Annotated in this window: 27 protein-coding genes and 1 pseudogene; 12 read left to right on the plus strand and 16 right to left on the minus strand. The window is 58.5% G+C overall.

The features are described from left to right. From VMV64_RS05985 to VMV64_RS06025, 9 genes are all read right to left on the minus strand, one after another. Positions 1-1027 (minus strand): sodium/proton-translocating pyrophosphatase (locus tag VMV64_RS05985; protein WP_325329047.1); only part of this gene is annotated, 1027 nt, incomplete at its 3' end. 247 nt (positions 1028-1274) lie between these two features. Then, a complete protein-coding gene (locus tag VMV64_RS05990; RefSeq protein ID WP_325329048.1) occupies positions 1275-2534 on the minus strand; it encodes a 6-phosphofructokinase in 1260 nt (419 codons plus the stop codon). Between the two features lie 20 nt (positions 2535-2554). Further along, positions 2555-2899, minus strand: a complete 345-nt coding sequence (locus tag VMV64_RS05995) for a hypothetical protein (RefSeq protein ID WP_325329049.1) — start codon at positions 2897-2899, stop codon at positions 2555-2557. Between the two features lie 10 nt (positions 2900-2909). Beyond that, positions 2910-3563, minus strand: coding sequence for an adenylate kinase (gene adk, locus VMV64_RS06000; RefSeq protein ID WP_325329050.1), 654 nt, complete (start codon positions 3561-3563; stop codon positions 2910-2912). 135 nt (positions 3564-3698) lie between these two features. After that, positions 3699-4499, minus strand: a complete 801-nt coding sequence (gene kdsB, locus VMV64_RS06005; RefSeq protein ID WP_325329117.1) for a 3-deoxy-manno-octulosonate cytidylyltransferase — start codon at positions 4497-4499, stop codon at positions 3699-3701. A gap of 6 nt (positions 4500-4505) precedes the next feature. Beyond that, a complete protein-coding gene (locus tag VMV64_RS06010) occupies positions 4506-4685 on the minus strand; it encodes a Trm112 family protein (RefSeq protein WP_325329051.1) in 180 nt (59 codons plus the stop codon). Further along, on the minus strand, positions 4666-5676 hold the full coding sequence (lpxK, locus tag VMV64_RS06015) for a tetraacyldisaccharide 4'-kinase (protein ID WP_414718844.1): 1011 nt from the start codon (positions 5674-5676) through the stop codon (positions 4666-4668). Before lpxK ends, VMV64_RS06010 begins: the two co-directional genes overlap by 20 nt. Before the next feature lie 37 nt (positions 5677-5713). Beyond that, a complete protein-coding gene (locus tag VMV64_RS06020; protein ID WP_325329053.1) occupies positions 5714-6136 on the minus strand; it encodes a biopolymer transporter ExbD in 423 nt (140 codons plus the stop codon). Then, on the minus strand, positions 6137-6769 hold the full coding sequence (locus VMV64_RS06025; RefSeq protein WP_325329054.1) for a MotA/TolQ/ExbB proton channel family protein: 633 nt from the start codon (positions 6767-6769) through the stop codon (positions 6137-6139). Between the two features lie 350 nt (positions 6770-7119). Between VMV64_RS06025 and xseA the strand changes: the two genes are divergently transcribed. The 10 genes and pseudogenes from xseA (at position 7120) to VMV64_RS06075 (ending at position 15856) form a co-directional block, all read left to right on the plus strand. Next, positions 7120-8469: an exodeoxyribonuclease VII large subunit gene (gene xseA, locus VMV64_RS06030; RefSeq protein ID WP_325329055.1), complete on the plus strand. Its 1350-nt coding sequence runs from the start codon at positions 7120-7122 to the stop codon at positions 8467-8469. Next, positions 8466-9296 (plus strand): hypothetical protein, encoded by an 831-nt coding sequence (locus VMV64_RS06035; protein WP_325329056.1) that lies wholly within the window; start codon positions 8466-8468, stop codon positions 9294-9296. Before xseA ends, VMV64_RS06035 begins: the two co-directional genes overlap by 4 nt. 599 nt (positions 9297-9895) lie before the next feature. Further along, on the plus strand, positions 9896-10255 hold the full coding sequence (locus tag VMV64_RS06040) for a cupin domain-containing protein (protein WP_325329057.1): 360 nt from the start codon (positions 9896-9898) through the stop codon (positions 10253-10255). 290 nt (positions 10256-10545) lie between these two features. Further along, positions 10546-10752, plus strand: a complete 207-nt coding sequence (locus tag VMV64_RS06045) for a hypothetical protein (protein ID WP_325329058.1) — start codon at positions 10546-10548, stop codon at positions 10750-10752. Continuing rightward, entirely contained in the window at positions 10749-11054 is a 306-nt protein-coding gene (locus VMV64_RS06050) for a hypothetical protein (RefSeq protein ID WP_325329059.1), read from the plus strand. The genes VMV64_RS06045 and VMV64_RS06050 overlap by 4 nt, the downstream gene beginning before the upstream one ends. Positions 11055-11150: 96 nt before the next feature. Beyond that, the gene (locus VMV64_RS06055; RefSeq protein WP_325329060.1) at positions 11151-12041 is read left to right on the plus strand and encodes a DMT family transporter; all 891 of its coding nucleotides are present in this window, start codon (positions 11151-11153) and stop codon (positions 12039-12041) included. A gap of 48 nt (positions 12042-12089) precedes the next feature. Next, positions 12090-12605, plus strand: a complete 516-nt coding sequence (sodC, locus tag VMV64_RS06060) for a superoxide dismutase [Cu-Zn] SodC (protein ID WP_325329061.1) — start codon at positions 12090-12092, stop codon at positions 12603-12605. Positions 12606-12912: 307 nt separating this feature from the next. Next, positions 12913-13895 (plus strand): annotated as a pseudogene (locus tag VMV64_RS06065) (IS110 family transposase). Between the two features lie 557 nt (positions 13896-14452). Beyond that, positions 14453-14839: a hypothetical protein gene (locus VMV64_RS06070; protein WP_325329062.1), complete on the plus strand. Its 387-nt coding sequence runs from the start codon at positions 14453-14455 to the stop codon at positions 14837-14839. A gap of 24 nt (positions 14840-14863) precedes the next feature. Next, positions 14864-15856: a Clp1/GlmU family protein gene (locus VMV64_RS06075; protein ID WP_325329063.1), complete on the plus strand. Its 993-nt coding sequence runs from the start codon at positions 14864-14866 to the stop codon at positions 15854-15856. A gap of 99 nt (positions 15857-15955) precedes the next feature. Here VMV64_RS06075 and VMV64_RS06080 read toward each other — a convergent pair whose 3' ends face one another. The 4 genes from VMV64_RS06080 to mutL form a co-directional block, all read right to left on the minus strand. Further along, positions 15956-16228 carry a hypothetical protein gene (locus VMV64_RS06080; RefSeq protein WP_325329064.1) on the minus strand — a complete coding sequence of 91 codons (273 nt, stop codon included), beginning with the start codon at positions 16226-16228 and terminating at the stop codon, positions 15956-15958. A gap of 179 nt (positions 16229-16407) precedes the next feature. Continuing rightward, positions 16408-16614, minus strand: a complete 207-nt coding sequence (locus VMV64_RS06085) for an MbcA/ParS/Xre antitoxin family protein (RefSeq protein ID WP_325329118.1) — start codon at positions 16612-16614, stop codon at positions 16408-16410. Between the two features lie 566 nt (positions 16615-17180). Further along, positions 17181-18083: a tRNA (adenosine(37)-N6)-dimethylallyltransferase MiaA gene (gene miaA / locus VMV64_RS06090; RefSeq protein ID WP_325329065.1), complete on the minus strand. Its 903-nt coding sequence runs from the start codon at positions 18081-18083 to the stop codon at positions 17181-17183. Positions 18084-18248: 165 nt separating this feature from the next. Next, on the minus strand, positions 18249-20003 hold the full coding sequence (gene mutL / locus VMV64_RS06095) for a DNA mismatch repair endonuclease MutL (protein WP_325329066.1): 1755 nt from the start codon (positions 20001-20003) through the stop codon (positions 18249-18251). 250 nt (positions 20004-20253) lie between these two features. Here mutL and VMV64_RS06100 point away from each other — a divergent pair, with 250 nt between their 5' ends. Next, positions 20254-20547, plus strand: coding sequence for a TusE/DsrC/DsvC family sulfur relay protein (locus VMV64_RS06100; protein WP_325329067.1), 294 nt, complete (start codon positions 20254-20256; stop codon positions 20545-20547). 39 nt (positions 20548-20586) lie between these two features. Here VMV64_RS06100 and VMV64_RS06105 read toward each other — a convergent pair whose 3' ends face one another. Both VMV64_RS06105 and tsaE read right to left on the minus strand, forming a co-directional pair. After that, positions 20587-21909, minus strand: a complete 1323-nt coding sequence (locus VMV64_RS06105; RefSeq protein WP_325329068.1) for an N-acetylmuramoyl-L-alanine amidase — start codon at positions 21907-21909, stop codon at positions 20587-20589. Continuing rightward, a complete protein-coding gene (gene tsaE / locus VMV64_RS06110) occupies positions 21888-22400 on the minus strand; it encodes a tRNA (adenosine(37)-N6)-threonylcarbamoyltransferase complex ATPase subunit type 1 TsaE (RefSeq protein WP_414718845.1) in 513 nt (170 codons plus the stop codon). Before tsaE ends, VMV64_RS06105 begins: the two co-directional genes overlap by 22 nt. Between tsaE and queG the strand changes: the two genes are divergently transcribed. Further along, positions 22368-23447, plus strand: a complete 1080-nt coding sequence (gene queG, locus VMV64_RS06115) for a tRNA epoxyqueuosine(34) reductase QueG (protein ID WP_414718846.1) — start codon at positions 22368-22370, stop codon at positions 23445-23447. The two genes, tsaE and queG, sit on opposite strands and share 33 nt — an antisense overlap. Here queG and VMV64_RS06120 read toward each other — a convergent pair. Further along, entirely contained in the window at positions 23428-24204 is a 777-nt protein-coding gene (locus tag VMV64_RS06120; protein ID WP_325329070.1) for a c-type cytochrome, read from the minus strand. The genes queG and VMV64_RS06120 overlap by 20 nt on opposite strands. Positions 24205-24318: the final 114 nt, after the last annotated feature.

The raw sequence follows: 24318 nt of genomic DNA on the forward strand, positions 1-24318 counted from the left end.
CCATGGCGGCGGTCAGCCCCAAGCCGATTAATGCGGCGAAGTACAGGTTCAACGACGAAATCAGCTTGCCCTCGATCATCACGCCTTCGCCCATCATCATGGTGGTGATGGGATAGAAGGCGATGGCTGCCAGCACGCCGGAAACGATCAGGCCGCGATACAACGCGTTCATGATCTTGCCGCCCTCACGCGCCGTAACGAAGAAAGTGCCCGCGATGGAGGCAATGATGGAGAAACCGCCCAGCACCAGCGGGTAGATCACCGCTTCGGGAGAACCGGTAATCAGCAGTCCACCCAGGAGCATGGTGGCGATGATGGTCACGGCGTAGGTCTCGAACAGGTCGGCAGCCATACCAGCGCAGTCGCCGACGTTGTCGCCGACGTTGTCGGCAATCACCGCTGGGTTGCGTGGGTCGTCCTCGGGAATGCCGGCTTCGACCTTGCCCACCAGGTCGGCACCGACGTCTGCGCCCTTGGTGAAGATGCCGCCGCCGAGACGGGCGAAGATGGAAATCAGCGAACCGCCGAAGGCCAGACCCACCAGAGCGTGAGTGGCTTCGGCGGTGGTGGTGCCCATCACCATGGTGAGGAAAGCGTAATAGCCCGCCACACCGAGGAGGCCCAGGCCAACCACCAGCATGCCAGTGATCGCGCCACCCTTGAAGGCCACGTTCAGGGCGGCGTTAAGGCCATTCTTGGCGGCTTCCGCGGTGCGCACGTTGGCGCGTACCGATACGTTCATGCCGATATAACCCGTCAGGCCAGACAGAACTGCACCGAGGGCGAAGCCGACGGCAGTTTGCCAGCCCAGTGCGACAAAAATGGCCACCAGCAGGATTGCACCGACGATACCAATGGTAACGTACTGCCGGTTCAGGTAAGCCTGAGCCCCTTCCTGCACCGCAGCGGCGATTTCTCGCATGCGATCGTTGCCGGTCGGCAAGCCCAAAATCCACTTAATCGAAACCGCTCCATATAGAAGCGCCGCAATCGCGCATAACAGCGCAAATACCAGTCCACCTGACATAATTACTCTCCCCAAGTTAAGCCGGCCGATCAGGGCCGGCCAAATGCCCTCACACCAAACGCCCAAAAACTCAAACTACTTTTACAAAACACTGACCCAGAACAAATAAAATACATATAGGAATCAGCTTTTAGTCCGAAACAATCCTGCAAAATGCGTTCGACCGGCTACGCACGCGGGAAAGAACTTGCCACTGAGCCGATAAAACGGTTTATTCAGCAGCAAGTTCATTCTTTACTCCCAGGACTTAAAGCTTGAATTCGTCCAGCTTCTTCGGCACCGCTACGTTCTTGAGCCGAACATATTGTGGCAGGCCATCCTTGTAGGGCGGGTAGTCCTCGCCCTTGATCAGGGGTGCCAGGTATTCGCGACACTTTTCGGTGATACCAAAGCCATCCTTGGTGATGAAGTTTTTCGGCATCATCTTTTCGACGTTGGCCACCTTGCTGAGCTGCGCCATGCCGACCTTCCACTTGTAGGGCTGGTTCGACACGCGGTCAATGGTCGGCATCACGGAATTGTGGCCCTTGAGTGCAAACTCGACCGCCGCCTTACCCATGGCATAGGCCTGATCCACGTCACTCTTCGAAGCGATGTGGCGAGCGGCGCGTTGCAGGTAATCGGCCACGCCCCAGTGGTACTTGAGGCCGAGACCTTCACGAACGATGTTAGCCACTACCGGCGCTACGCCACCCAGTTGGGCATGGCCGAAGGCATCCTTGAGTCCCTGGTCGGCGAGGAACTTGCCGTCGGCGCTCATCACACCTTCGGACACGACCACGGTGCAGTAGCCGAATTTCTTGACCAACTCGTCCACGCGGGCAAGGAACTTTTCTTTGTTAAATGTCACTTCCGGGAACAGGATCACGATCGGTTGCTCAGCGTCCTTGGTAGAAGCCAGTCCGCCAGCGGCAGCGATCCAGCCTGCGTGACGACCCATCACTTCGAGCACGAACACCTTGGTCGATGTCTTGCACATAGACGCCACGTCGAAGGTCGCTTCCAAAGTGGAAACGGCGATGTACTTGGCAACAGAACCGAAGCCGGGGCAGTTGTCGGTGATCGGCAGGTCGTTATCCACGGTCTTCGGCACATGGATGGCCTGGATCGGATAGCCCATCTTTTCCGAAAGCTGCGACACTTTCAGGCAGGTGTCGGCGGAATCGCCGCCACCGTTGTAGAAAAAGTAGCCGATGTTATGCGCCTTGAACACCTCGATCAGGCGCTCGTACTGGAGCTTGTTCTCTTCCAGGCTTTTCATCTTGAAGCGGCAGGAGCCGAACGCACCGGACGGCGTGTGGCGCAACGCGGCGATGGCCTTGGCTGTATCCTTGCTGGTGTCGATCAGGTCTTCGGTCAACGCGCCGATGATGCCGTTGCGGCCGGCGTAGACCTTGCCGATTTTATCCTTGTGCATGCGCGCCGTCTCGATCAGACCGCAGGCGGATGCATTGATCACCGCGGTCACGCCACCGGATTGGGCATAAAAAGCGTTCTTCTTCGCCATATCTTTAAGACTCCCTTTAATTATTGATTCTGCTGACGCTTCGCTTGGTGGTCGGCCTGGAGTTTGAGCAGGGCCACCACACATTCGAGCAGGTCATCGTATTCCGCCTTGCCGGTACCGTATTGCTCGCGCACCGAGTAAAAGAACTGGCAGCGGAAACGATGGTCGCCAACCTTGGATATCACGAAACCGGCGCCCTGCTCCTTCCATACCATCGCGGGGCAAAGCGTCAACTCCGGCACGGCGGGATCCAGACGCAATTCGACATCGGCCAACTGCACTTCCACCGGCTTGCCGTAGCGCTCCTTGAGGGTGGCCTTGACCACCCAGAGCTCGGAATCGGTGATGTCGGGGACGCCGCTCATGCTGAAGCGATTAACCCAATGCGGCAAAAATGGCGTCGCGAATCTGATCCACTTTGCCGATGCCGGAAACCTTGACGCACTTGGGCGCGCCAGCCGCGCCGGAAGCAGCCCAGTCGGCGTAGTATTTAACCAGCGGCTCGGTCTGGGCGTGGTACACGTCGAGACGCTTCTTCACGGTTTCTTCCTTGTCGTCGTCGCGCTGGATCAGGTCTTCGCCGGTAACGTCATCCTTGCCGGCCACTTTGGGCGGATTGAAGATGACGTGGTAGGTGCGACCGGAAGCCAGGTGGGCACGGCGACCGGACATGCGCTTGACGATTTCTTCGTCAGGAACGTCGATCTCGACCACGTAATCGATCGGCACGCCGGCGGCCTTCATCGCGTCGGCCTGCGGAATGGTGCGCGGGAAACCGTCGAACAGGAAACCCTTGGCGCAATCCGCTTCCTGGATGCGGTCTTTGACCAGACCGATGATGATTTCATCCGACACCAAACCGCCCGCGTCCATGATCTTCTTGGCAGCAATACCCAGCTCGGTGCCGGCCTTGACCGCAGCGCGCAGCATGTCGCCAGTGGAAATTTGCGGAATACCGAATTTTTCCTTGATGAAAGTAGCCTGAGTGCCTTTACCGGCGCCAGGGCCGCCCAATAGAATTAAACGCATAAAACCTCCCGTTATTGTGTGTTTGTGGTTTGCCCGGGCGCATGCCCGACCAAATATATTTTTACCCAGCTCGTCGTCAAGGATATTCAAAAACACTTACAGATGCACATTCAAATTTTGTATCAGCCCATAAAACTATCTAAGGATACTCCTTACTCTTTGCAGATCCTCCTCGGTATCCACGCCCGCAACAGGCGCCTGCTCAACCACTGCAACACCAATGCGGTAGCCGTGCCACAGCGCACGCAGCTGCTCCAGCGCCTCGAACTGCTCGATGGAGGCAGGCTGCAGCTGTTGGTAAATTTTCAGGAACGAGGTGCGGTAGGCATAGATACCGATATGGCGATAGGCAGGCAGCCCCGCCGGGAAATTTTCCGGCGCAGCAGCGAACGCATCGCGCGCCCAGGGAATCGGCGCGCGGCTGAAATACAAAGCATGACCTTCGCGGTCGGTCACCACCTTGACGATATTCGGATTGAACAGGTCGGCGCCATCATGGATGGCGTGGCAGGCGGTGGAAATCGCCGCCCCGGGATGGTCGTGAAGATGTTGCGCCACCTCGCGGATCAGCGACGGTTCGATCAGCGGCTCGTCGCCCTGCACGTTGACCACAATCTCGTCGTCACCCCAACCGCGTTGACTTGCCACCTCGGCAATGCGATCGGTGCCGGAGGGATGGTCGGGTGAAGTCATGCAAACAGAGTGACCGCTGGCGCGCACGGCATCGGCGACGCCCTGGTGGTCAGTCGCCACCCAGACTTCATCGGCACCGCTCTCCAGAGCGCGTTCGACCACATGCAACACCATGGGTCGACCGGCAATGTCGAGCAACGGCTTGCCGGGCAGACGGATGGAGGCGAAGCGGGCAGGGATGACGACCTTGAAGTTCACGGTAATGAGTGACGGGTGATGAGTGATGGGCGGCACATTACCCATCACTCATTACACCTCTTCCTCTGGCGGCAGCTTGCGCGCCTCATCCTCCAGCATCACCGGAATATCATCGCGAACCGGGTAAGCCAGGCGACAAGGCTTGCAAATCAGCTCCTGCTCGGCTTTTTTGTAGACCAACGGCCCCTTGCACAACGGGCATACCAGAATTTCAAGCAGTTTGGCGTCCATCAATATCCCTCAATTTTTGTAGTACTGTTTGTCCGAAAGCCGGTGACAGTATGGCTTCCACCGCCAGCGCCCAATAGCGTTCGTCGGCGAAACCGGCGCATTTGACCGCATCCTTCTCGGTCATCAGCAACGCATCGGCATCATCGTAATCCAGATCCTGCGGCCGAAAGACGCAATGATCAGGGAAAGCGTGTTCCTCGAACGCCAACCCCAGCCTGCGCAAATGAGCGAAAAACCGTTGCGGGTTACCGATGCCGGCCACGGCATGAAGTTTCTTGCCGCCAAAATCAGCCGCAACAGCGCGCATTTCCGGATGGCGCAGATTGCAAAACACCTCGCCTTCCAGGCTCATTTCGAACTCGTTGCGTAGCAGCATGGCCGCCTTCAGGCTGCCGCCGTTCACCACCACCGCATCCACCGACCTGAGGCGAGAAACACCTTCACGCAATGGACCTGCAGGCAACAACAAGCCATTTCCGAATTTGCGCTCCCCGTCCACCACCGCGATTTCCATATCGCGGTCGAGGCGGAAATGCTGCAGGCCATCGTCGCTCACCAGTACGTCGCACTCCGGATGCGCTCGCAGCAAAGCATTTCCTGCCGCCACCCGATCGCGGCCAACCCAGACCGGGCAACCGCTTTTTCTCGCCAACAGCAGCGGTTCATCGCCCACTATCGCCGGGTCACTGCGGATATCAACTGCCACCGCGCCCTGTATGCTGCCACCGTAGCCGCGACTGACAATTCCGGGATGGTAGCCCTGTTGCCGCAGAAAATCAGCCAGCCAAAGCACCAGCGGAGTTTTTCCGGTACCGCCGACGCTGATATTGCCGACCACGATCACCGGCACCGGCAATCGGATAGCGCGCAGCAGTCCGATGCGGTAAAGCACTCGACGCAGCGCTGCAACCAGCCCGAACAGGATACTCAGGGGAAACAGCACAACATGCCACGGCGTTAGTCGAAGCCATTGTCGTTGGAGCCAGAGCATACTATTCGGGATTGAGCGCTTGTCCCAATCCCACCGCCTACTTTTCCGGCTTTGCCTGAGTGGCAAAAGTGATGTGGCTGTAACCCGACAGGCGCGCGGCCTCCATGACGTTCACCACCGCCTGGTGGGTCGCCTTGGCGTCGGCATTGATGATAATCACCGGATCCGGCTTGTCCCCCGCGGCACGGCGCAGCGCCAGGCTGAGCGCGGCGGTGTCTGAATCAGCCACGGACGAACCGTTGACCAGGTAACGCCCGGTGGCGTCCACCGCCACGTTGATGGCAGCGGGCTTGTCCGCCGGCTTTTCCGCCTCGGCGGTGGGCAGGTTGATCTGCAATTCGGCAATCTGGGAAAAAGTGGTGGTGACCATCAGAAAAATCAGGATCACTAGCAGCACGTCGATCATCGGGATCAGATTGATCTCGGGGTCTTCCTTGGCCCTGCCGCGCTGAAAATCCATTTACTTCCGCTCGCCGTGGACGATCTGCACCAGCTTGATCGCCTGCTGTTCCATTTCCAGCACCAGTGCTTCGGCGCGGGCGCGGAAATAGCGGTAAAAAATCATGCTGGGAATCGCCACAATCAGGCCCATGGCGGTGTTGTACAGCGCCACCGAAATGCCGTGTGCCAGTTCGGCGGGGCTACCGCCGCTCGGCCGAAGCGCGCCGAAAATCTCCACCATCCCGATCACCGTACCGAACAGCCCGAGCAGCGGGCTCACCGAGGCGATGGTGCCGAGCGTGTTGAGCGAAACCAGGAAAGACAGGCCATATTTCAGGCGGGGCTGCTCGATTTCGTGGGCAACGCGCCGACCTGTTTCCTCGATCTCTTCCTGCATCATTTCACGCGAGCTCTTGGCATTCCTCAACCCGGCCGCAAAAATCTGCCCCAGGTAGGAGTGCTTCTCCAGCTGTGCCAGCTTTTCAGCGTTCACCGCGCCCTGCTTGACCCATTCCCGCACCTGGGGCAGCAAATCCCTGGGCGCGATCAGGTTGAACGTCCATAAATGCCAGCCGATGATCGTCAAGGAAATCACCGATGCAATGATCAGCGGCCAGATCGGCCAGCCCGCTGCTTGAATAATGGATAACACTCGCCCTTCTCCCTTATAATTCCGGCTGCTAGTTAAACGCCCGTAACTTTAGCCTGCCACAGGGTTTTCGGCAAGTCCGGTTAAGTAGAACATCAAGAAAGCGTATTAAGCTCTTGTCGTAAAAACCCTTTACTGACTATCCACAAAGACTGTGGATAACTATGTGGGCAAGTTGTATGCACTTACTCTAACTTGCCCAAGGGAAAAGGGAATTTCACGCAGGTTAAAATTTAACCTGCTGTTTTATTGTTTAAAATCAATCCACTAAAAAAATACGCAATAGGCTCATGGTGATAGCAATTTGTTACACCCACATTCGCCAGACTTGTGGATTAATGTAGAATGGAAAAATGCATTCCGCCCCAGCACTTACAGATGAATCTCCGGTCCTCAGCGTCAGCGAACTGAACCGCCGCGCGAAGCAGTTACTGGAGAGAAATTTCCCGCTGATGTGGATTTCCGGAGAAGTCTCCAATTTCATCGCTGCTGCGTCCGGCCACTGGTATTTTTCCCTCAAGGACGGCAATGCCCAGGTGCGCTGTGCGATGTTCCGCCACAAAAGCCAGTACCTCGACTGGCAGCCGCGCAACGGTGACCAGATCGAAGTGCGCGCCCTGGTCACCCTGTACGAACCGCGTGGCGAATATCAGCTTAACGTCGAAAATATCCGGCGTGCCGGCTTGGGCGCGCTGTACGCAGCCTTCGGAAAGCTCAAGGCACGCCTGGAACAGGAAGGGCTGTTCGACGAAGCATGCAAAAAACCCCTGCCCGCCTTTCCCGGACAAATCGGCATCGTCACTTCCCCTGCCGCCGCCGCACTGCGCGATGTCCTCACCACCCTGCGGCGGCGCATGCCCTCGATTCCGGTCATCCTGTACCCCACCCCGGTGCAGGGCGAAGGCGCAGCGGCGAAAATCGCCGACGCGATCCGCACTGCCGCCAGCCGGGCCGAATGCGACGTGCTGATTGTCTGCCGCGGCGGCGGCAGCATCGAAGACCTGTGGGCCTTCAACGAAGAAATCGTGGCGCGGGCGATCCATGCCTGCCCCATCCCGGTGGTCAGCGGCGTCGGCCACGAAACCGACTTTACCATCAGCGATTTCGTCGCCGACCGACGCGCCCCCACGCCGACTTCAGCGGCGGAACAGGCCAGCCCCAACCGCGCCGACCTGCGGCACCGGATCGAGGCTATGCACAGCCGCCTGAACCGCCATCTGCGACAGAAGCTGGAACAGCGCATGCAGCAAGTGGATTACCTGTCGCGGCGGCTGGTCCATCCCGGCGAAAGGCTGAACGCACGCCTGACGCATCTGACCCACCTGGGCCAGCGCCTGAACAACAACGCCGGCCATGTTCTCGCCGAACGCGAATGGCATTTGCAAAAACTGGCTCACCGTCTGGCTGCGGCCAAACCCGACATTGCCACACGCGAAGCACAACAGCGAGAGCTGGCGCGGCGCCTGCAACTTTCCTTGTCTCACCGGATGCAGGACTATAAAACCGGGCTGCAACGACTGCAGGCCAATCTCGTCCATCTCAACCCGCAGTCGGTGCTCGAACGCGGCTTCAGCATGGTGCGCTCGGCCGACGGGAAAATCGTCTACGACAGCAAGGAAATCGCGATGGATGAAGCGCTTTCCATCACCTTCGCACGCGGTAGCGCCGTAGCCCGGGTAACGCGCAAGGAGGATGGCCGATGAACCTGAAATTCCGGAAAAAGAAAAAGGCGCCCGAGGAAAACGACAATAACACTGATGATGCAACCATCGTCGCCACGGAAATCGACCCGGCTCCGGCAAAACCAGGCTTTTGGACACGACTGAAAAGCACCCTGACGCCCTCACGCAAAAAAGACAAAACCGAGGACGAAGAAAAGCCCGAGGTACGCAAATCCTCGGCTAAACACACAGACAGGAAACATCGGGATGAAGAACCGGAACTCTCGGACATCCCCGCAAAAAAATCCCAGAAACGGCTAGTGATTGTGCTGGCACTCCTGATCCCGCTGGCAGCCGGAGGAGGTTTTTTTTCTGCAACTAAATTATTGGCGCCGCTACAGCACCAGGAAGCGCCACCGGCTAAAAACGCCACTTCGCAGGAAATAAAAACTGACGGGCAACCCGCGTCAGAGCCGACTAAAGCAGCAGAACAAGCGCCGCAACTGAAAACCGAGCAACCTCAGAGCGAACCCGCACCGCAACAGGAAAGCGATGCCACGACACCCGCTGCGGAGGTTACCGAACCACTAGCGGAAGCGCCCGTTGCCGACGCACCCGCCCCGGCCGAAGAGGACGTCCAGACGCAAATTGAAGCGATGAAAAAACACAATCAGGAAATGCAGGCTCAAATCGAGGCGCTAAAAAAACAGCCTGCTGCCGCAAAGCCGGCAAGATCCACCGCCACTCCCCGGGAGGGCGTACTGATCATCAACGGCAAGAACACCAAGGAAAGTGTCCAGGGACTGAAAAAAGTCATCGAGGGCATGAATGGCACTTCAGAGGCAAGAGATACCGGCGGAAAGAAATAGGGGACAATCTTAGTGCCCCCAAGTCGTAAGGCACTAGCCCTATTCCTAGGGAGCCATTTCTAAGACGTCTGGAATCCAGTGTTGAAATGACCGAGGTTTCCCGCCTTGGGTGCCAAAGACCTCATTGTTGAATCTTGGACTAACGCCCGGTTCCGCCCCTGTGCGGACTGTGGCGGCCAGATGCTCCACCGTCTGCAATACAGCGGAAGCAGGCACCCTTTACCCCCAGCCTGTAACACACATTCCGGGAGGCTCACGCGGCATTATGAAAAGTCCAGATTCCTTGCTCAAGACACCTTGCTTTGCAGTTACCCACGACATTTTCCAGACAACTTCTTAGCCGCCGTCGAAGTGGGCAATCAGCTTACCCAAATTTTCGCAGTTTTAGTCATCTCATACATTGACTGTTCCACGTGATGAATGCTGAAGGGATTTTCATCAGTTGGAATATTTGCGCCATGACTTTGCCTATAAATTTTTGATAACACATTGCGCTAAATATACCCTTCCTCGTACCTAAAAATTAAGGTCTTTATCTTATCGCGAACTGTCCGTTGGACGGCTATATTAAAACTTCGTTATCAAACAGGAGGTGCAAGATGAAAAAGGCAGAACTAAAGAGTTTTGGGAATGCGGATGAGGTTCGTGAATTCCCGAAGGGTCGGCTTGAGCTGGTCAAGATTGGCGGCGCAACAGTTGGTCGCGCAATCTTCGAGCCAGGTTGGCGATGGGCAACGTCTGTCCAGCCTATAGCCAAGACAAAAAGCTGTGAGGCTCCTCATTTGCAATATCACGTATCTGGCGTTCTGAAGATACTTATGGATGACGGGACTGAGCTTGAGGCCAAGCCCGGCGACGTTTCCAATCTTCCCTCAGGGCATGATGCCTGGGTCGTAGGTAACGAGCCGGCAGTCGTTGTGGACTTCCAAGGAATGATTGACTACGCCAAATCCCGGTAGATGGCCGACGAGGCACTTACGCTTGGGATACTTTGGCTCGTGCGTTTAAATTTCCTATCCTTAGGAAAAGTCCATGAACCAAGAAACATACAAGATTGCCGTTATCCAGGCGGCCCCGGTTTACATGGACAGGGATGCCACCATGGAGTAGGCGTGTCGGTTGATTGCCGAGGCCAGTCAGAACGGCACACGCCTCGCCGTGTTCCCGGAGGCCTTCGCCTTCATTCCGACTTACCCGGGCTGGATTTGGCATTTGCCACCCGGCAAGATCGCCTTGAATCAGTAACTCTATGGCGACTTACTGGACCAGTCCGTCAGCATCCCCGGCAACCACCGCCACGCTGTGCCAAGCCGCTTGGGACGGCGGCATCCACGTGGTGATTGGCGTCAACGAACGCAACACAGAAGCGAGTGGCGGCAGCCTGTTCAACACGCTCATCTATAGGCGTGTGCGGCACCGCCTTCAAATGCCGCAACATAAGGAGGTCATCACATGAAAATGCTACTTACGGTCGAAATCCCACATGAGCCTTTCAACTCCCTCGTCAGAAGCGGAAAGGCGGGCGAGATCATTGGGCGTATCCTCGAAACAATCAAGCCGGAGGCGGCCTACTTCACGGAGCAGGACGGAACACGCGGCGGAATCTTCGTGATTAACGTTCAAACTCCGTCGGATGTACCGGCCTTTTCAGAGCCCTTCTTTCTCAACTTCCAAGCCAATTGTAAATTTCGCATTCTGATGAGCCCGGAGGATTTGCAAAAGGCTGGCTTGGAGGACCTCGGCAAGAAGTGGGCGTGAGATCCGCCTAACCCTGCGGTCAAGTGGAACGTGCCGCAAACGGCGCGCCCCTACCTTAAGCGTTGGGTGCTTTGGGGGACTACCTGAAGGAATGAAATGTCATATGCACGCATAGTTGCCCTGACGTCGCTGGCCATGATTGCATTTGCGGGCAATTCGCTGCTGTGCCGTGTCGCTCTAAAACACACCAGCATCGACGCAGCGAGTTTTACGACAATCCGACTGATCTCCGGAGCGGTAATGCTTTGGCTGGTCGCGCGAATGAGTCGCGGCACACATACCGGCAAGGGCAACTGGCTATCGGCATTTGCGTTATTTGCGTATGCGGCTGGCTTTTCTTTTGCGTATGTGAGCCTGCCCGCGGCAACGGGTGCACTGCTGCTCTTTGGCGCTGTCCAGGCAACGATGATCGGCCATGGCATTTGGGTGGGGGAACCTCTGCTGAGGCTGCAGCTCGTCGGTCTTGTGCTCGCTCTCGGAGGACTGGTTGGTCTGTTGCTGCCAGGTGTTTCTGCACCGCCCCTGTTAGGTTCCCTATTGATGTTGAGCGCTGGGGTTGCATGGGGCGTCTATTCTTTGCGCGGGAAAGGTGCGGGTGATCCCACCAGGGTAACGGCGGGGAATTTCCTGCGCGCTGTTCCTATCGCGGCAGCATTGAGCATATTGATGCATGATGGCGCTTCTCTGGATAGCGCTGGATTTTGGTACGCGGTTTCATCGGGCGCGCTGGCTTCCGGAATAGGGTACGCCATTTGGTACACGGCATTACCCGCGTTGAAAGCAACCAATGCCGCGACAGTGCAACTCAGTGTTCCGGTCATTGCCGCCTTAGGTGGCATCGTTTTCCTCGGCGAGTCCGTAACCCTACGCTTGGTATTGGCGTCCGTAGTCATACTCGGTGGAATTGCGCTGGTAATTCTTGAGAAACAAAATGCAACTGGCACCCAACAAGTCGTTCCAGCCGACACCGCTTCGCAGCGCGACTGAGCTTGATCGTTAGCCCCTGTTTTTCCACCCACCACGAAAGAAAACAATATGAAACTGAAACTCACATCACTCTCCCTCATGATCTGCGCTGGCAGTGCAATGGCTGACACAACCGTGCAAATGTACATGGCCGATGCCAAGGGTGTTGGCTCCAGTGTTGGACAGGTATCAATCTCTGAATCGCCGTACGGCATGGTGTTTACGCCTTCACTGAAAGGGCTCCCCCCGGGAATGCATGGATTCCATCTGCACCAGAACCCGAGCTGCGACCCGAAGGAGAGCGATGGGAAGATGGTTCCCGCGCTTGCCGCGGGCGGCCATTACGACCCGCGCAACGCGAAGCGCCATGACACTCCTTGGGGTGAAGGCCATTTGGGTGATCTGCCCGCGCTCTTCGTGGATGCGGAAGGTAACGCCAGTCAACCGGTACTCGCCCCTCGCCTCAAAACGGCGGATCTGGCAGGCCGTTCGCTGATGGTGCATGTGGGGGGAGATAATTATGTGGATCATCCTGCTCCGCTTGGCGGTGGCGGTGCGCGCATGGCATGCGGCGTTATCAAATAAATGGCTAACTCTGCATTCGAGAGGGACGCGCCAAATGCGGCGCGCCCCTCAATTTGAACGCTGAATGACCGCTTTGCCCGCCTAACCAGCCATTTCCTCGTGATCTGTGAATGTCCGGAACTGGCATGTTTGAGACTGTGGCAACAGGCAGTTCCCGACACTGAACGGCCATTCAATTTTCAGTAAACCGGACGTTCAACAAATGAAAGGGACTTCCCCGTCCCGAGGTTGCGGCGGAAGCCGCGGTCGGCAACAAGTGCCATGATGGAAGTTCCACCTCACATCAGAACCACGAAAGGGGAAGTCCATGAACATTATCACGGTAGGAATCGATCTCGCCAAGAATGTTTTTGCAGTTCACGGCGTTGATGAAAACGGCAAGGCTGTACTGATCAAGCCAAAGGTAATACGCGAGCAACTACTGCCGCTTATCGCGCAACTGCCGCCGTCCCTGATCGGCATGGAAGCCTGCTCCGGGGCGCATCACTGGGCGCGGCTGTTTCGGCAGCACGGCCACACCGTCAAACTGATGGCCCCGAAGTTCGTCACGCCGTACCGCATGGGTGGTAAACGCGGCAAGAACGATGCGGCGGACGCCGCCGCCATCTGCGAAGCCGTCACCCGGGCGCACATGCGTTTTGTCCCAATCAAAGAAGGACACCAGCAGATCATCCTGTGCCTGCACCGTACACGCCAGGGCTTCGTCGAAGAACGCACGGCAGTCTATAACCGGCTGCGCGGCCTGATTACCGAATTTGGCATCGTCCTGCCGCAGAAGGTCTCCTGCCTGCGGCGGGAGATCGGTGCGCATCTCGAAGACCTGCCGGGCTATGCCAATCAGTGCATTGGCGACCTGTTGTCCCATGCCGACCAATTAGAAGCGCGAATCGCCGAGTATGATCACATCATCGCCAAAGCGGCACGCGAGGATGCACGCAGCAAGCGCCTGATGCAACGTCCCGGCATCGGCCCGGTCACCGCCAGCGCTCTTCTAGCCAGTATCGGCTGCGGACACGACTTTAAAAACGGACGCCAGGTGGCTGCCTGGATCGGACTGATGCCGGGGCAATACAGCAGCGGCGGCAAGGCCCGATTGGGACGGATCACGAAGGCTGGCGACCACTACCTGCGAAGTCTTTTGGTTATGGGCGCCCGATCCATTCTGGCAGGCCTCGGCGACAAACAGGACGGCTTCAGTCGCTGGGCGCGCAGCCTGCAAGAACGGCGCGGCTGGCCTGGGCGGTGTTGAAATACGGCGAAGACTTTCGCCTGAGTCCGAGCGCGGCCTGAACCCCTTTAGAAACGTCTGCAGGAAAAGAATGCTGAAAGGAATTAGCGAGCCACCGGAAGGCGGCCAAGATTCACCGATGCACTGCACGTGTTGATGTGAAGCGGGTTGGACCCGCGCCGGGAGAGCCTGATTAGCTCAAGGGGAAGAAGCCACTCCCGACTAACGAGTGAGGTACCGGCGCGCGTCTTTCATCAGGGTCCGGGCAAGATGCCCAATATGACCGATTGTAGTTTCGCAGTCCTCCATCTTCTCGCTCAGCACTGGCAGGCAAAACATGAACTATCAGGAAAACAGAACATGAAAAGATAAAATCTCAAAGCACTTGCATGAAATGGGGAAGCCCTTGTAGTAGAGCTAAGGGGCACCGCGCTTTTGCGGCGTCCCGCTTAAGCGCCTGGTTAGGCATCGAGCAGCAGGATCTCGTAGCGGTCCATGCGCGCGCTTGCGGTGATCCTCGGGATCGCTTCCATGGCAAGGACGGTTGGCAAAGCGATATTGTGCCACCGGCGAAACTGCCACAGGGAACTTGTCTATACTGGGGAAAAGGCAGCCAACCATGACGCGCACCCTGCTCCCCGAACTGCACAGCCCCGCGACCCGGCAGGCCCTGGCCGAGGCGGTGCTTACCGTGCTCGATGCTTGGGGCATCCATCCGGCGAAGCAGGCGGAGCTGCTGGGGCTGGCGGACATCGCGCCCCTGAGGCAAGGGCAACCCCTGCCCGACGACCCCGGCGTGCTCGAACGCGCAGGGCACCTGCTCGGTATCGAGCGGGCATTGAAGCAGCTTTACCCGGATGACCCGGCATCGCGCCATGCGTCATTGATGCTTCCCGCTGCGGGGCTGGACGGACATCCGCCGCTGCTGGTCATGCTGAGCGGAGTGGAAGGGATCAAGCGAGTGCGTGCGCTGCTCGAGTCCGCGCGAAAAACAGACCGCGAATGAAACTCAGGGCCGGTACCCGCAAACATGCCTGAGACTCCGCTGCACATTCCCGCAGCCTGGCAGCATTCCGCCGCGCGCATCCTGGCAAAAAATTGGCGTCGCGTCCTGGTCGTCGGCGCCGCCGATCGCGGCAAGAGCATCTATTGCAACTTCCTGGTGAATGCCCTGTTGCGCGTGGGGCGCACGGCGTCCTTCGTCGATGCGGACATCGGGCAGAAGGACGTGGGCCCGCCGGCGACGGTCGCGCTCGCCGAGCTCAACGCATCCGCGGCGCTCGCCCAGGCACGCTGCAATGCGCTCTATTTCGTTGGGCACATCAACCCCATCGCCCACTTCCTGCCCTTGGTGCTGGGCACGCGCCTCATGGTCGAGGCGGCTAGGGGCGAGTTCGTGGTGATCGACACCACCGGCCTGGTCCAGGGCAAGGGTCGCGTGCTGAAAGGCTTCCAGATCGAGTCCCTGCAACCGGACGTGCTGGTCTGCCTGGAGCTCGGCGAGGAACTCGCCCCCATTCGTCACGCCGCCCGCCACCTGAATATCCTGCGTCTGCGCCCCTCGCGCCTCGCCGCGCCGAAGTCATCCAATGCGCGGCGGCGCGCCCGGGAGGAAGCGTTCCAACGCCATTTTCGGAAGGCGCGCGAGCTGGATTTCGGGTTGCAAGAAGTCATCGTGCAGCGCGCAAGCCTGTTCAACGGTCAGCCGGTCGAAGACTCGCGCTTTCTATACGCCGAGCGCCTGCCCGACGGGCTGCTCGCCGTGGCGGATGAGACGGTGCCTTCTGCCGAACGGATCCAGTCAGTCCCGCGGCATTGTCTGGATCACTTGTTGTGCGGTGTTGCAGACAAGACGGGTGAATGTCTGGGACTTGGCATCGTCAGCAGCATCGACTTCGCCCGCCGCAGCCTCACGCTCTACACACCGGTGCCGAGGCGCCATATCCGCATCGTCCGGTTGGGCGACCTGTATCTGAACCGGCAGGGACGCGAGCTGCACCTGGGGCGGCTGGGCCATTTCTGATTCATGCGGCCGGCCCCGACTTTGGCTCCGCATCACGTCGGTTTTGGAAGCACGCCGCCCAGGGGCTTGTGTCGATCCCCGAGCGCGACAGGGACGAAGTCAGTCTGTCTTGCAGGCGGCCAGGTGCGCGCGCCATTGGTCGAGGAGCGCCGCTCTGGCTGCCGGGTCGCGCAGGCTGGCGCCAAGAAGTTCAGCGCCTGCCTGCAGCTCCGAGCGCTGCCAGCCGGAGTCGGTGGCGCATTCCACGATGACCGCCCAAGCGCCCTCCCTCGGTTCGACGGCGAAGAGGTAGGCGGAAAGCCCCAGCCCTTCCAGCAGTGCACCCACGGCGGCTTTGGCCTGTGCCAGATCGGCTACGCTGAGCTCTGCCATGGCTCAATCGCGGCGCCCATGCAGGTGCAGCAGCGGGTGCATCCAGTAACAAAGCGCTTGCATGAGAGTCCTCCGCAAGAAACGAATGAAAAAATCTGTGCTGTTTCAGCATAGTCGATGCGCGTTGCGATGCACCGCCAACCAGTCGGCTGCGCGCGCACGTCACGTGCCAGCTGCGGCTAGCTGATCCCCAGTCGCTTGTCGTCGTCGATCTGCGCCAGCAGTTCTTCGACACGCCGGGCACCGCCTTCAGTCGACAGCACCTCCATTGGCGTGTGTCCGCCGAGCTGCAGACGAGGTTGCTCGAGCCACTCGGCCGCCTTGGCCGCACCGCCGAATACCCGGCCGGCCAGCTCCACTACGTAGTTGGGGTCATGCCGATGCACGATCAAACCTCTCTTCCACCTGACAGCAGGGGTGGAAATCTCACCCCTTTAATCAACAATATAGTCCGTGCCAACCACTTTTTTCATTGAATGGCCGCTCCTGGCATTCCTCGGTCAAGCGACACCATCCTGCGAAAACGGTCATCAAGATCAGCACGAGCTCTCTGGCGTTTTCGGCCAAAAAACCAACGCTCGCGGTCTCCTTCTTCCATAGAGCGGTTGTGTCAGACGTGCGACCAGGCTTGGGTGTTCCAGATGCTGGCGGGCAACGCGCAGTGAATCGCTCCAAATTTAGTAGACACCCTAGAACTATAGAATAGATCGTCAGCTTTGGCCGACGATCTGGCATCGCATCCGTTTTCCTGAAGGTCTCCTATCGCGAGCAGACCGGACGTCCGTCAGATCAATTTCAACGCGGCGTCAGTGATCGGAACTGGCACTAAGTAGTCCCCCGCCCTAAATTGATTCAATGCTGGATGCCAACTCACGATAGCGAAAACAACAGCTATAGCCGGGAATGTTGCAATGCCAGATTCCGGATACCCTATTTTTACAGTCCCGCTTTTTTATAGCTTCCCACGGAGCCAGTCGAAAACCGCATCATTCAAGTTTCTCTCCAGGCAGTCGAACTCTTCAATCCCCTCCATACCACGCAGCCAAGTCAACTGCCGCTTCGCCAACTGGCGCGTAGCGGCGATGCCTTTCTCACGCAACTCAGGCAAATCGAATTCGCCATCCAGATATTGCCAGGCTTGGCGGTAGCCGACGCAGCGCATCGACGGCAGGGAAAGATCGAGAGCGCCATTCCGCCTCAATTGCTCCACCTCATCGATTAGGCCTTGCGCCAGCATGATGTCGAAACGCTGGGCAATGCGCTGGTGCAGTATGGCGCGGTCGCTTGGCAACAGGGCCAAGGCATGGACGTTATAGGGCAGGTCGGCAGCGGCGTCCTTTTCAAGCAGCGAGGACATCGTCTGGCCGGTCAGGATGCACACCTCCAATGCGCGCTGGATTCGCTGCGCGTCGGCGGGATTGAGGCGCGCCGCGGTGGCCGGGTCGAGCCGGGCGAGTTCCGCATGTACAGCGGGCCAGCCGCTTTCAACGGCCATTGCATCGATGCTTGCGCGGGTAGCCGGATCGGCTTGAGGCAAATCGTTCAGCCCCTGCCGCAGCGCCTTGAAGTACAGCATGGTGCCGCCCACCAGCAGGGGAATATGGCCGCGCGAGGTGATCTCCGCCATCAGCCGCAGCGCGTCCTGGCGGAACTGCGCGGCGGAATAGCTTCGTGTCGGGTCGATGATGTCGATCAGGTGGTGCGGCGCCGCCGCCAACGTCGCCGCATCAGGCTTGGCGGTTCCGATGTCCATGCCGCGGTAGACCATGGCCGAATCCACACTGATGATCTCGCACGGCAGGCGCTGCACCAGATCGACCGCCACGCCGGTCTTCCCGCTGGCGGTAGGGCCCATGAGGAAAATTGCCGGAGGCAATTCTGGGGAATGGGGAATGGGTAACGAGTGATGAGTTGACATATATTTAAGCCATCAGCCTAAGCCGGACAAGCCGGAAGCCAAATGGAGTGAGGGGGGATGATCGAGAGGTTTTCATCTCCCATTCCTCATCACCCATCACTGTTATTTCCCCCGCATGAACAGCCTGTCCAGCTCTTCCATGGAAATCTCGCGCCAGGTGGGACGACCATGATTGCATTGGTCGGCGCGCTCGGTGGCCTCCATTTCACGCAGCAGGGCATTCATTTCCGGCACGGCCAGTTTTCTGTTGGCGCGCACCGAAGCGTGGCAGGCCAACGTGGCGAGCAGTTCGTTGCGCCGCTCGGCGAGCACCCGGTCGGCGCCGAACTCGCGCAATTCCTTGAGAAGATCACGTGCCAGCAGTACCGGATCGGCATCCTGCAGCAGCGCCGGTAGCGCCCGCACCGCCAGCGTGGTCGGCGACAGTATGGCGATGTCGAAACCCAGTGCGCCGAATGCGGCGGCATGCTCCTCGGCCACGGCAACATCCAGCGCCCCGGCATGGAACGACACCGCGATCAGTAGCGGCTGCATGGCGACGGCGCGATTGTCGAGCGCCGCTTTCAGCTTCTCGTAGGTGACCCGCTCATGAGCGGCGTGCATGTCGACGATCACCAGCCCCTTGGCGTTCTGAGCCAGAATATAGACGCCGTGCAGCTGCCCCAGGGCGAAGCCGAGCGGGGGAATTTCTGGCACCACCTCGGTCGGCGGTGCAGATTCAGGCTTGCCGATCCGGCCGAACAGGGTTTCGTAGAGATCAGTCCGCTCCGCCACGCCGAGCGGCATGGCTTGCTGCTGGGAATATGAGTGAAATGAAACCTGACGCGCCGGTTCGGCCAAAGGCGCGGTAGAGGATTCCTGCCGGGCACGGATCGGTGCCGACAGCGCCTTGTTCAGGGCATGATAAATGAACTGGTGAATGGCGCGTGCATCGCGGAAACGCACTTCGATCTTGGTGGGGTGCACGTTGACGTCCACCCCTTCCGGATCGATTTCGAGGAACAGCGCAAATGCCGGATGGCGGTCGTGATGCAGAATATCCTTGTAGGCCTCGCGGATGGCGTGGGCGATCAGCTTGTCGCGCACAAACCGGCCGTTGACGTAAAAATACTGGGCATCGCGCCCGCCGCGCGAAAATCCGGGCAGACTCGCCATGCCCCACAGGCGCAAGCTGCCGACACGCTCGTCCAGAATGACCGAGGCAGCTGCAAACTCATCGCCAAGCAGCGTGGCGGCACGGCGTTCCATCGACCCTGCGGGAAGCTGCCAGATTTTGCGCCCGTTATGCTGCAGGGCAAAGCCGATATCGGTGCGGCTCAATGCGATACGCCGGAACATTTCCTCGCAGTGACCGTATTCGGTCGCCTCGCTCTTGAGGAACTTGCGCCGCGCCGGGGTGTTGAAGTACAGGTCCTGCACCTCCACCGCCGTACCCGATTCCAGCGCGGCCGGCTGCAGCCCGGTGGTGTCGCCGCCGGCAGCCTCGACTTTCCAGGCGTGACGCTCCCCCCGTCGGCGGCTGGTCAGCGACAGGCGCGACACCGCGGCGATACTGGCCAGCGCTTCGCCCCGAAAACCGAGGCTATTCACTGCCTCCAGGTCGTCGAGTGTAGCGATCTTGCTGGTGGCGTGACGCGCCAGCGCCAAAGCCAACTCCTCCGCGACAATGCCAATACCGTCATCGGCAACGCGCAGCTGCTTGATCCCGCCCTGCGTCAGGGTGACTGCGATCTCGTTTGCCGCTGCGTCCACACTGTTTTCCAGCAGCTCCTTCAAAGCCGAAGCAGGACGCTCCACCACCTCACCAGCGGCAATCTGGTTAATGAGTAGGTCGGGCAAAATCCTTATGACTGACATTCAATGACCTGAGAAATAATTCAAATAAAAAACGATTATACGCATTATGCGAGAACTGTTTATTCAGAGACTCTCGGCACTGAAACGAATACAGATAATTCTTGACTGCTTTCATTGGTTATTGTCTAATGTCAAGACATGGTCTAAACAGAGACATTACCGTTGACGTTGACTACACACAGTCACGGCAAGCAATCATGCTGCTGGTGTGGTTATCAATAATTTTCAGATTCAGAAAGGAATACTTAATATGGAACTTCCAGATCGCGACGGAGATGGTTATCTCGCCGACATGAGCGTGTGGACCGAGGAGATTGGCCGGGCAATGGCGGATGCAGACGGCTATACGCTCGATGATGCCAAATGGGCTCAGATCATGAAAGCCCGTGAATATTTCGAAGAATTCGGCAGCGTGCCCCCGATACGGAAATTCGCCAAATACTTGGGTGAGGAACAGAACACCGTATTCAAACTCTGGATGACCGGCCCGATGAAGCCGATCACCAAGTATGGCGGTCTGCCGAAGCCTACGGGCTGCGTTTGACCATACCCTGCACCGGCGCTCGCCGGTGCATCCAATACCCTATTCGGCGCTGGCCATTTTTGAGCGTGCCAGCGGCGGATTCTTAGCAAAATAGCGCTTGATCCCGCCAAGTATTGCCGCCGCCATTTTGTCCTGGTAGTTGTCGTCCGTGAGTTTTTTCTCTTCCTCGGGGTTGGAGATGAAGGCAGTTTCCACCAGAATCGAAGGGATGTCCGGCGATTTCAGCACGGCAAAGCCGGCTTGCTCCACCGAGCCCTTGTGCAGCTGATTGATGCCGCCGAGTTCGCCGAGCACGGCCTTGCCGAGCTTGAGGCTGTCGTTGATGGTGGCGGTCTGCGACAAGTCGAGCAAAGTCTGTTTGAGATAGATATCCTTGACGTCGATATTGACGCCGCCGATCAGGTCCGCCTCGTTCTCTTTCTTTGCCAGCCAGCGCGCCGCGGCAGAGGTGGCGCCACGCTCCGACAGCGCGAACACCGAGGAACCGCGCGCATCGGGCTTGACGAAGGCGTCGGCGTGGATCGAAACGAACAGGTCGGCCTTGACGTTGCGTGCCTTGATCACGCGGCCGTTCAGGGGGATGAAAAAGTCGCCGTCGCGAATCAGCACACCGCGCATGTTCGGCTCCGCGTCAACCTGGGCTTTCAGACGACGGGCGATTGCCATGGTCACGTCCTTTTCCCTGGAGCCATTTTTGCCATGCGCACCAGGGTCCTCGCCACCGTGCCCGGCATCGATCGCAATGGTGATGAGGCGCGACACCTCCGGCTTCCAGGCACGCATTTCAGTCTGAGCCGGTTTCTCTGCCGGCTTTGCAAGCTCAGCGGGCTTTTCGCTGGCCGGACTTTCCAGTGTGGTGGCGCTAGCCAGTTCAGGCGACTTCTCGGACTGCTCTTTGACGCCCCCCGGCACAGCGACTTCCGTTTTTTCCAGCAGAGCCATCAGCGGGTCCGCCGGCTGTAATGGATAAATATCCAGCACCAGACGGTGGCCGTATTCGCCGTAGGGCGGCAGGGTGAACATCTGCGGCTTGACCTCGCCTTTCAGGTCCAGCACTACTCGCACCACGCCCGGCTTGTTGCGGGCGACGCGCACCAGCTTGATGTAAGGATCATTTGCCGCGACTTTGGCTGCAAGCCCTTCCAGCGCGGAATTGACATCCACGCCTTCAAGGTCGATCACCAGACGATCGGGATTCTTGACAGCGAGAAACTGATATTTGACCGGGCTTGCGGATTCCAGCGTGACCCGCGTGTAATCGGCCGCTGGCCAGACTCGCGCTGAAGTGATGACGATTTCCGCATGGACACTTGCCGCCGCGACCAGCAGAAATACGAGAGCTATTCTAATTCCTGCAAGCATTGCCGACCCTTCTCGCTGCCCGCTTCAACCGTGATGTCCCGTCCAGATTCCCGGATATCCAGGGAAATCCTGAGGTCCGGTGGGGGCAGCAGGCCGCCTGCCTTTTCCGGCCACTCGACGAGACACACCGAGTTTTCGTTGAAATATTCCCGAAAACCCGCCTCGTGCCACTCGTCCGGATCATTGAAGCGATAAAAATCAAAGTGATATAAGTATAAGCTAGAAATCACATAAAACTCAACCAGAGTATAGGTCGGACTTTTCACTTTTCCAAGATAACCCAGCGCGCGCAGCATGGCGCGCACCAACGCGGTCTTGCCGGCACCAAGGTCGCCGCTCAGGGTAATCATCAGGCCCGGTTTCAGCACCTTGGACAGTTTCGCGCCGAACGCATCGGTCGCGCTTTCATCGGCCAGATGGCGGGTTATTGTCGACGGCTGGCGGTTTTCATCTAAACTATGCACGTGGACGCTCTCACTGATTACTCCCAACTGGATTTACGGCAGATTGCCGCGAATATCAAGGCTTGGGGGATGGAACTCGGCTTTCAGGCAATCGGCATCGCCGGCACCGACCTCGGCCAGGCCGAAGTGCGCCTGCTGGAATGGCTGGCGCAGGGCTGCTATGGCGAGATGGATTATATGGCAAACCACGGTGTCAAGCGCAGCCGTCCGCAGGAACTGGTGCCGGGCACGCTGCGCGTAATCACGGCGCGCATGGCCTACTTTCCGCCGCAGGCACGCGACAGCATCGCGGTCATGGAAGACGGCAGCAAAGCCTTCATCTCGCGCTACGCACTGGGCCGCGACTATCACAAGCTGATCCGAGCCCGACTGCAGAAGCTGGCGGAAAAAATCCAGCGCGAAATCGGCCCGTTCCAATACCGCGCCTTCACCGACAGCGCACCGGTGATGGAAGTGGAACTGGCCAGCAAAAGCGGACTGGGCTGGCGCGGAAAACATTCGCTGCTGCTGTCGCGCACGGCCGGATCGTGGTTTTTTCTCGGTGAAATCTATACCGACCTGCCGCTGCCCATCGACGAACCCGAGCAAAACCACTGCGGCACCTGCACCAGCTGCATGACCTCCTGCCCCACCGATGCGATCGTCGCACCCTACCAGGTGGATGCACGGCGCTGCATCTCCTACCTCACCATCGAGCTCAAAGGCAGCATCCCGAAAGAACTGCGCCCCCTGATCGGCAATCGCGTCTACGGCTGCGACGACTGCCAGCTGGCCTGCCCGTGGAACAAATTCGGCCAGCTCACGCGCGAGCCAGACTTCGCCGTGCGCCATGGCCTGGACAATGCCAGCCTGATTGAATTGTTCCTGTGGAATGAAAAGGAATTCGACAGCAGGCTCGCCGGTAGCCCTATCCGCAGGATCGGCCACGAACGCTGGCTACGCAATCTGGCAGTGGGATTGGGAAACGCGCGGCCAGCCGTTGAGATCACCGCTGCCCTAAGGCAGCGTTTGAACCATCCATCCGAACTGGTGCGCGAGCACGTTGCCTGGGCGCTTAATCGTCAAGCGTTGTAAGGTAAGCCAGGATATCGCGGATTTCTTCGGGCTTGAGCTGGTTCAGGACGTCCTTGCTGGGATCCTTCATCTCCTCGTCATGAATGCGTTCGCCCTTGATGAACTTGTCGATCTGGCGCTTGAGGTATACCGTATACTGACCGGTCAGCATCGGCACGGTTTTGTTGCCCATCCCGTCCTTCTTGTGGCAGGAAGCGCATTCGGTCTTGTAGACCTTCAACCCGGCCTCAATATCTCCCTCGGAACGGGGGATGTTCAGCACCTTCTCCACCGCCAGCAACCGGGTCAGCGCGTCATCTGATTCCTTGAATACCGGATAGTCAGTATCCAGCTTGATCGAAGCCAGATAGGCCGCGATATGGACGAGATCCTCGTCCGGCAGCTCACGCTCCTCGGTGTAGGGGAACATCGGCAGGTTAGTCCGCTTGCGCTCTTTAAACTTCTTCAGCTGGTCCATCAGGTATTCGACGTGCTGCCCTGCCAGGCGCGGGTATTCGCCCTTCTTGCCGCCCTGGCCGGTATCGCCGTGACAGGCAGCACACACGCCGTTGATCTGACGCCCGGTTTCCGGGTCCGCCTTGAGCGCCGCGATGGCGGCGGAAATATGGGTGGTAACTGGCTTGTTGGCGGACGCGGGCTCAGAAGCCTCAGCCGTCGGCGCCTTGACCGATGACTTGACCGACTTTTTGGCGGATGACTTGGCCGCCGGCTTATCCGCCGCGGCAGCGCCGACTGGCGCCAGCGCCAAAACAGCCATTAACAGGTACAAACAATTTTTCGACTTAACAAACACTTACAAAATCCTCCGCGAAGTTTTTTTGATCCAGATCAAGAGAATAATTGTACGATAAAAGCCCGGCCCGACCAACCA

The organism is Sulfuricella sp. (assembly GCF_035531155.1).
GTDB lineage: Bacteria > Pseudomonadota > Gammaproteobacteria > Burkholderiales > Sulfuricellaceae > Sulfuricella.

What these genes read in the sequence shown, in the direction of transcription:
- VMV64_RS05990 (WP_325329048.1), bottom strand. Translation starts at nt 2,534, where the DNA reads ATGGCGAAGAAGAACGCTTTTTATGCCCAATCCGGTGGCGTGACCGCG.
- VMV64_RS05995 (WP_325329049.1), bottom strand. Translation starts at nt 2,899, where the DNA reads ATGAGCGGCGTCCCCGACATCACCGATTCCGAGCTCTGGGTGGTCAAG.
- adk (WP_325329050.1), bottom strand. Translation starts at nt 3,563, where the DNA reads ATGCGTTTAATTCTATTGGGCGGCCCTGGCGCCGGTAAAGGCACTCAG.
- kdsB (WP_325329117.1), bottom strand. Translation starts at nt 4,499, where the DNA reads ATGGGTAATGTGCCGCCCATCACTCATCACCCGTCACTCATTACCGTG.
- VMV64_RS06010 (WP_325329051.1), bottom strand. Translation starts at nt 4,685, where the DNA reads ATGGACGCCAAACTGCTTGAAATTCTGGTATGCCCGTTGTGCAAGGGG.
- lpxK (WP_414718844.1), bottom strand. Translation starts at nt 5,676, where the DNA reads ATGCTCTGGCTCCAACGACAATGGCTTCGACTAACGCCGTGGCATGTT.
- VMV64_RS06020 (WP_325329053.1), bottom strand. Translation starts at nt 6,136, where the DNA reads ATGGATTTTCAGCGCGGCAGGGCCAAGGAAGACCCCGAGATCAATCTG.
- xseA (WP_325329055.1), top strand. Translation starts at nt 7,120, where the DNA reads ATGCATTCCGCCCCAGCACTTACAGATGAATCTCCGGTCCTCAGCGTC.
- VMV64_RS06035 (WP_325329056.1), top strand. Translation starts at nt 8,466, where the DNA reads ATGAACCTGAAATTCCGGAAAAAGAAAAAGGCGCCCGAGGAAAACGAC.
- VMV64_RS06040 (WP_325329057.1), top strand. Translation starts at nt 9,896, where the DNA reads ATGAAAAAGGCAGAACTAAAGAGTTTTGGGAATGCGGATGAGGTTCGT.
- VMV64_RS06045 (WP_325329058.1), top strand. Translation starts at nt 10,546, where the DNA reads ATGGCGACTTACTGGACCAGTCCGTCAGCATCCCCGGCAACCACCGCC.
- VMV64_RS06050 (WP_325329059.1), top strand. Translation starts at nt 10,749, where the DNA reads ATGAAAATGCTACTTACGGTCGAAATCCCACATGAGCCTTTCAACTCC.
- VMV64_RS06055 (WP_325329060.1), top strand. Translation starts at nt 11,151, where the DNA reads ATGTCATATGCACGCATAGTTGCCCTGACGTCGCTGGCCATGATTGCA.
- sodC (WP_325329061.1), top strand. Translation starts at nt 12,090, where the DNA reads ATGAAACTGAAACTCACATCACTCTCCCTCATGATCTGCGCTGGCAGT.
- VMV64_RS06070 (WP_325329062.1), top strand. Translation starts at nt 14,453, where the DNA reads ATGACGCGCACCCTGCTCCCCGAACTGCACAGCCCCGCGACCCGGCAG.
- VMV64_RS06075 (WP_325329063.1), top strand. Translation starts at nt 14,864, where the DNA reads ATGCCTGAGACTCCGCTGCACATTCCCGCAGCCTGGCAGCATTCCGCC.
- VMV64_RS06080 (WP_325329064.1), bottom strand. Translation starts at nt 16,228, where the DNA reads ATGGCAGAGCTCAGCGTAGCCGATCTGGCACAGGCCAAAGCCGCCGTG.
- miaA (WP_325329065.1), bottom strand. Translation starts at nt 18,083, where the DNA reads ATGGGCCCTACCGCCAGCGGGAAGACCGGCGTGGCGGTCGATCTGGTG.
- mutL (WP_325329066.1), bottom strand. Translation starts at nt 20,003, where the DNA reads ATGTCAGTCATAAGGATTTTGCCCGACCTACTCATTAACCAGATTGCC.
- VMV64_RS06100 (WP_325329067.1), top strand. Translation starts at nt 20,254, where the DNA reads ATGGAACTTCCAGATCGCGACGGAGATGGTTATCTCGCCGACATGAGC.
- VMV64_RS06105 (WP_325329068.1), bottom strand. Translation starts at nt 21,909, where the DNA reads ATGCTTGCAGGAATTAGAATAGCTCTCGTATTTCTGCTGGTCGCGGCG.
- queG (WP_414718846.1), top strand. Translation starts at nt 22,368, where the DNA reads ATGCACGTGGACGCTCTCACTGATTACTCCCAACTGGATTTACGGCAG.
- VMV64_RS06120 (WP_325329070.1), bottom strand. Translation starts at nt 24,204, where the DNA reads ATGGCTGTTTTGGCGCTGGCGCCAGTCGGCGCTGCCGCGGCGGATAAG.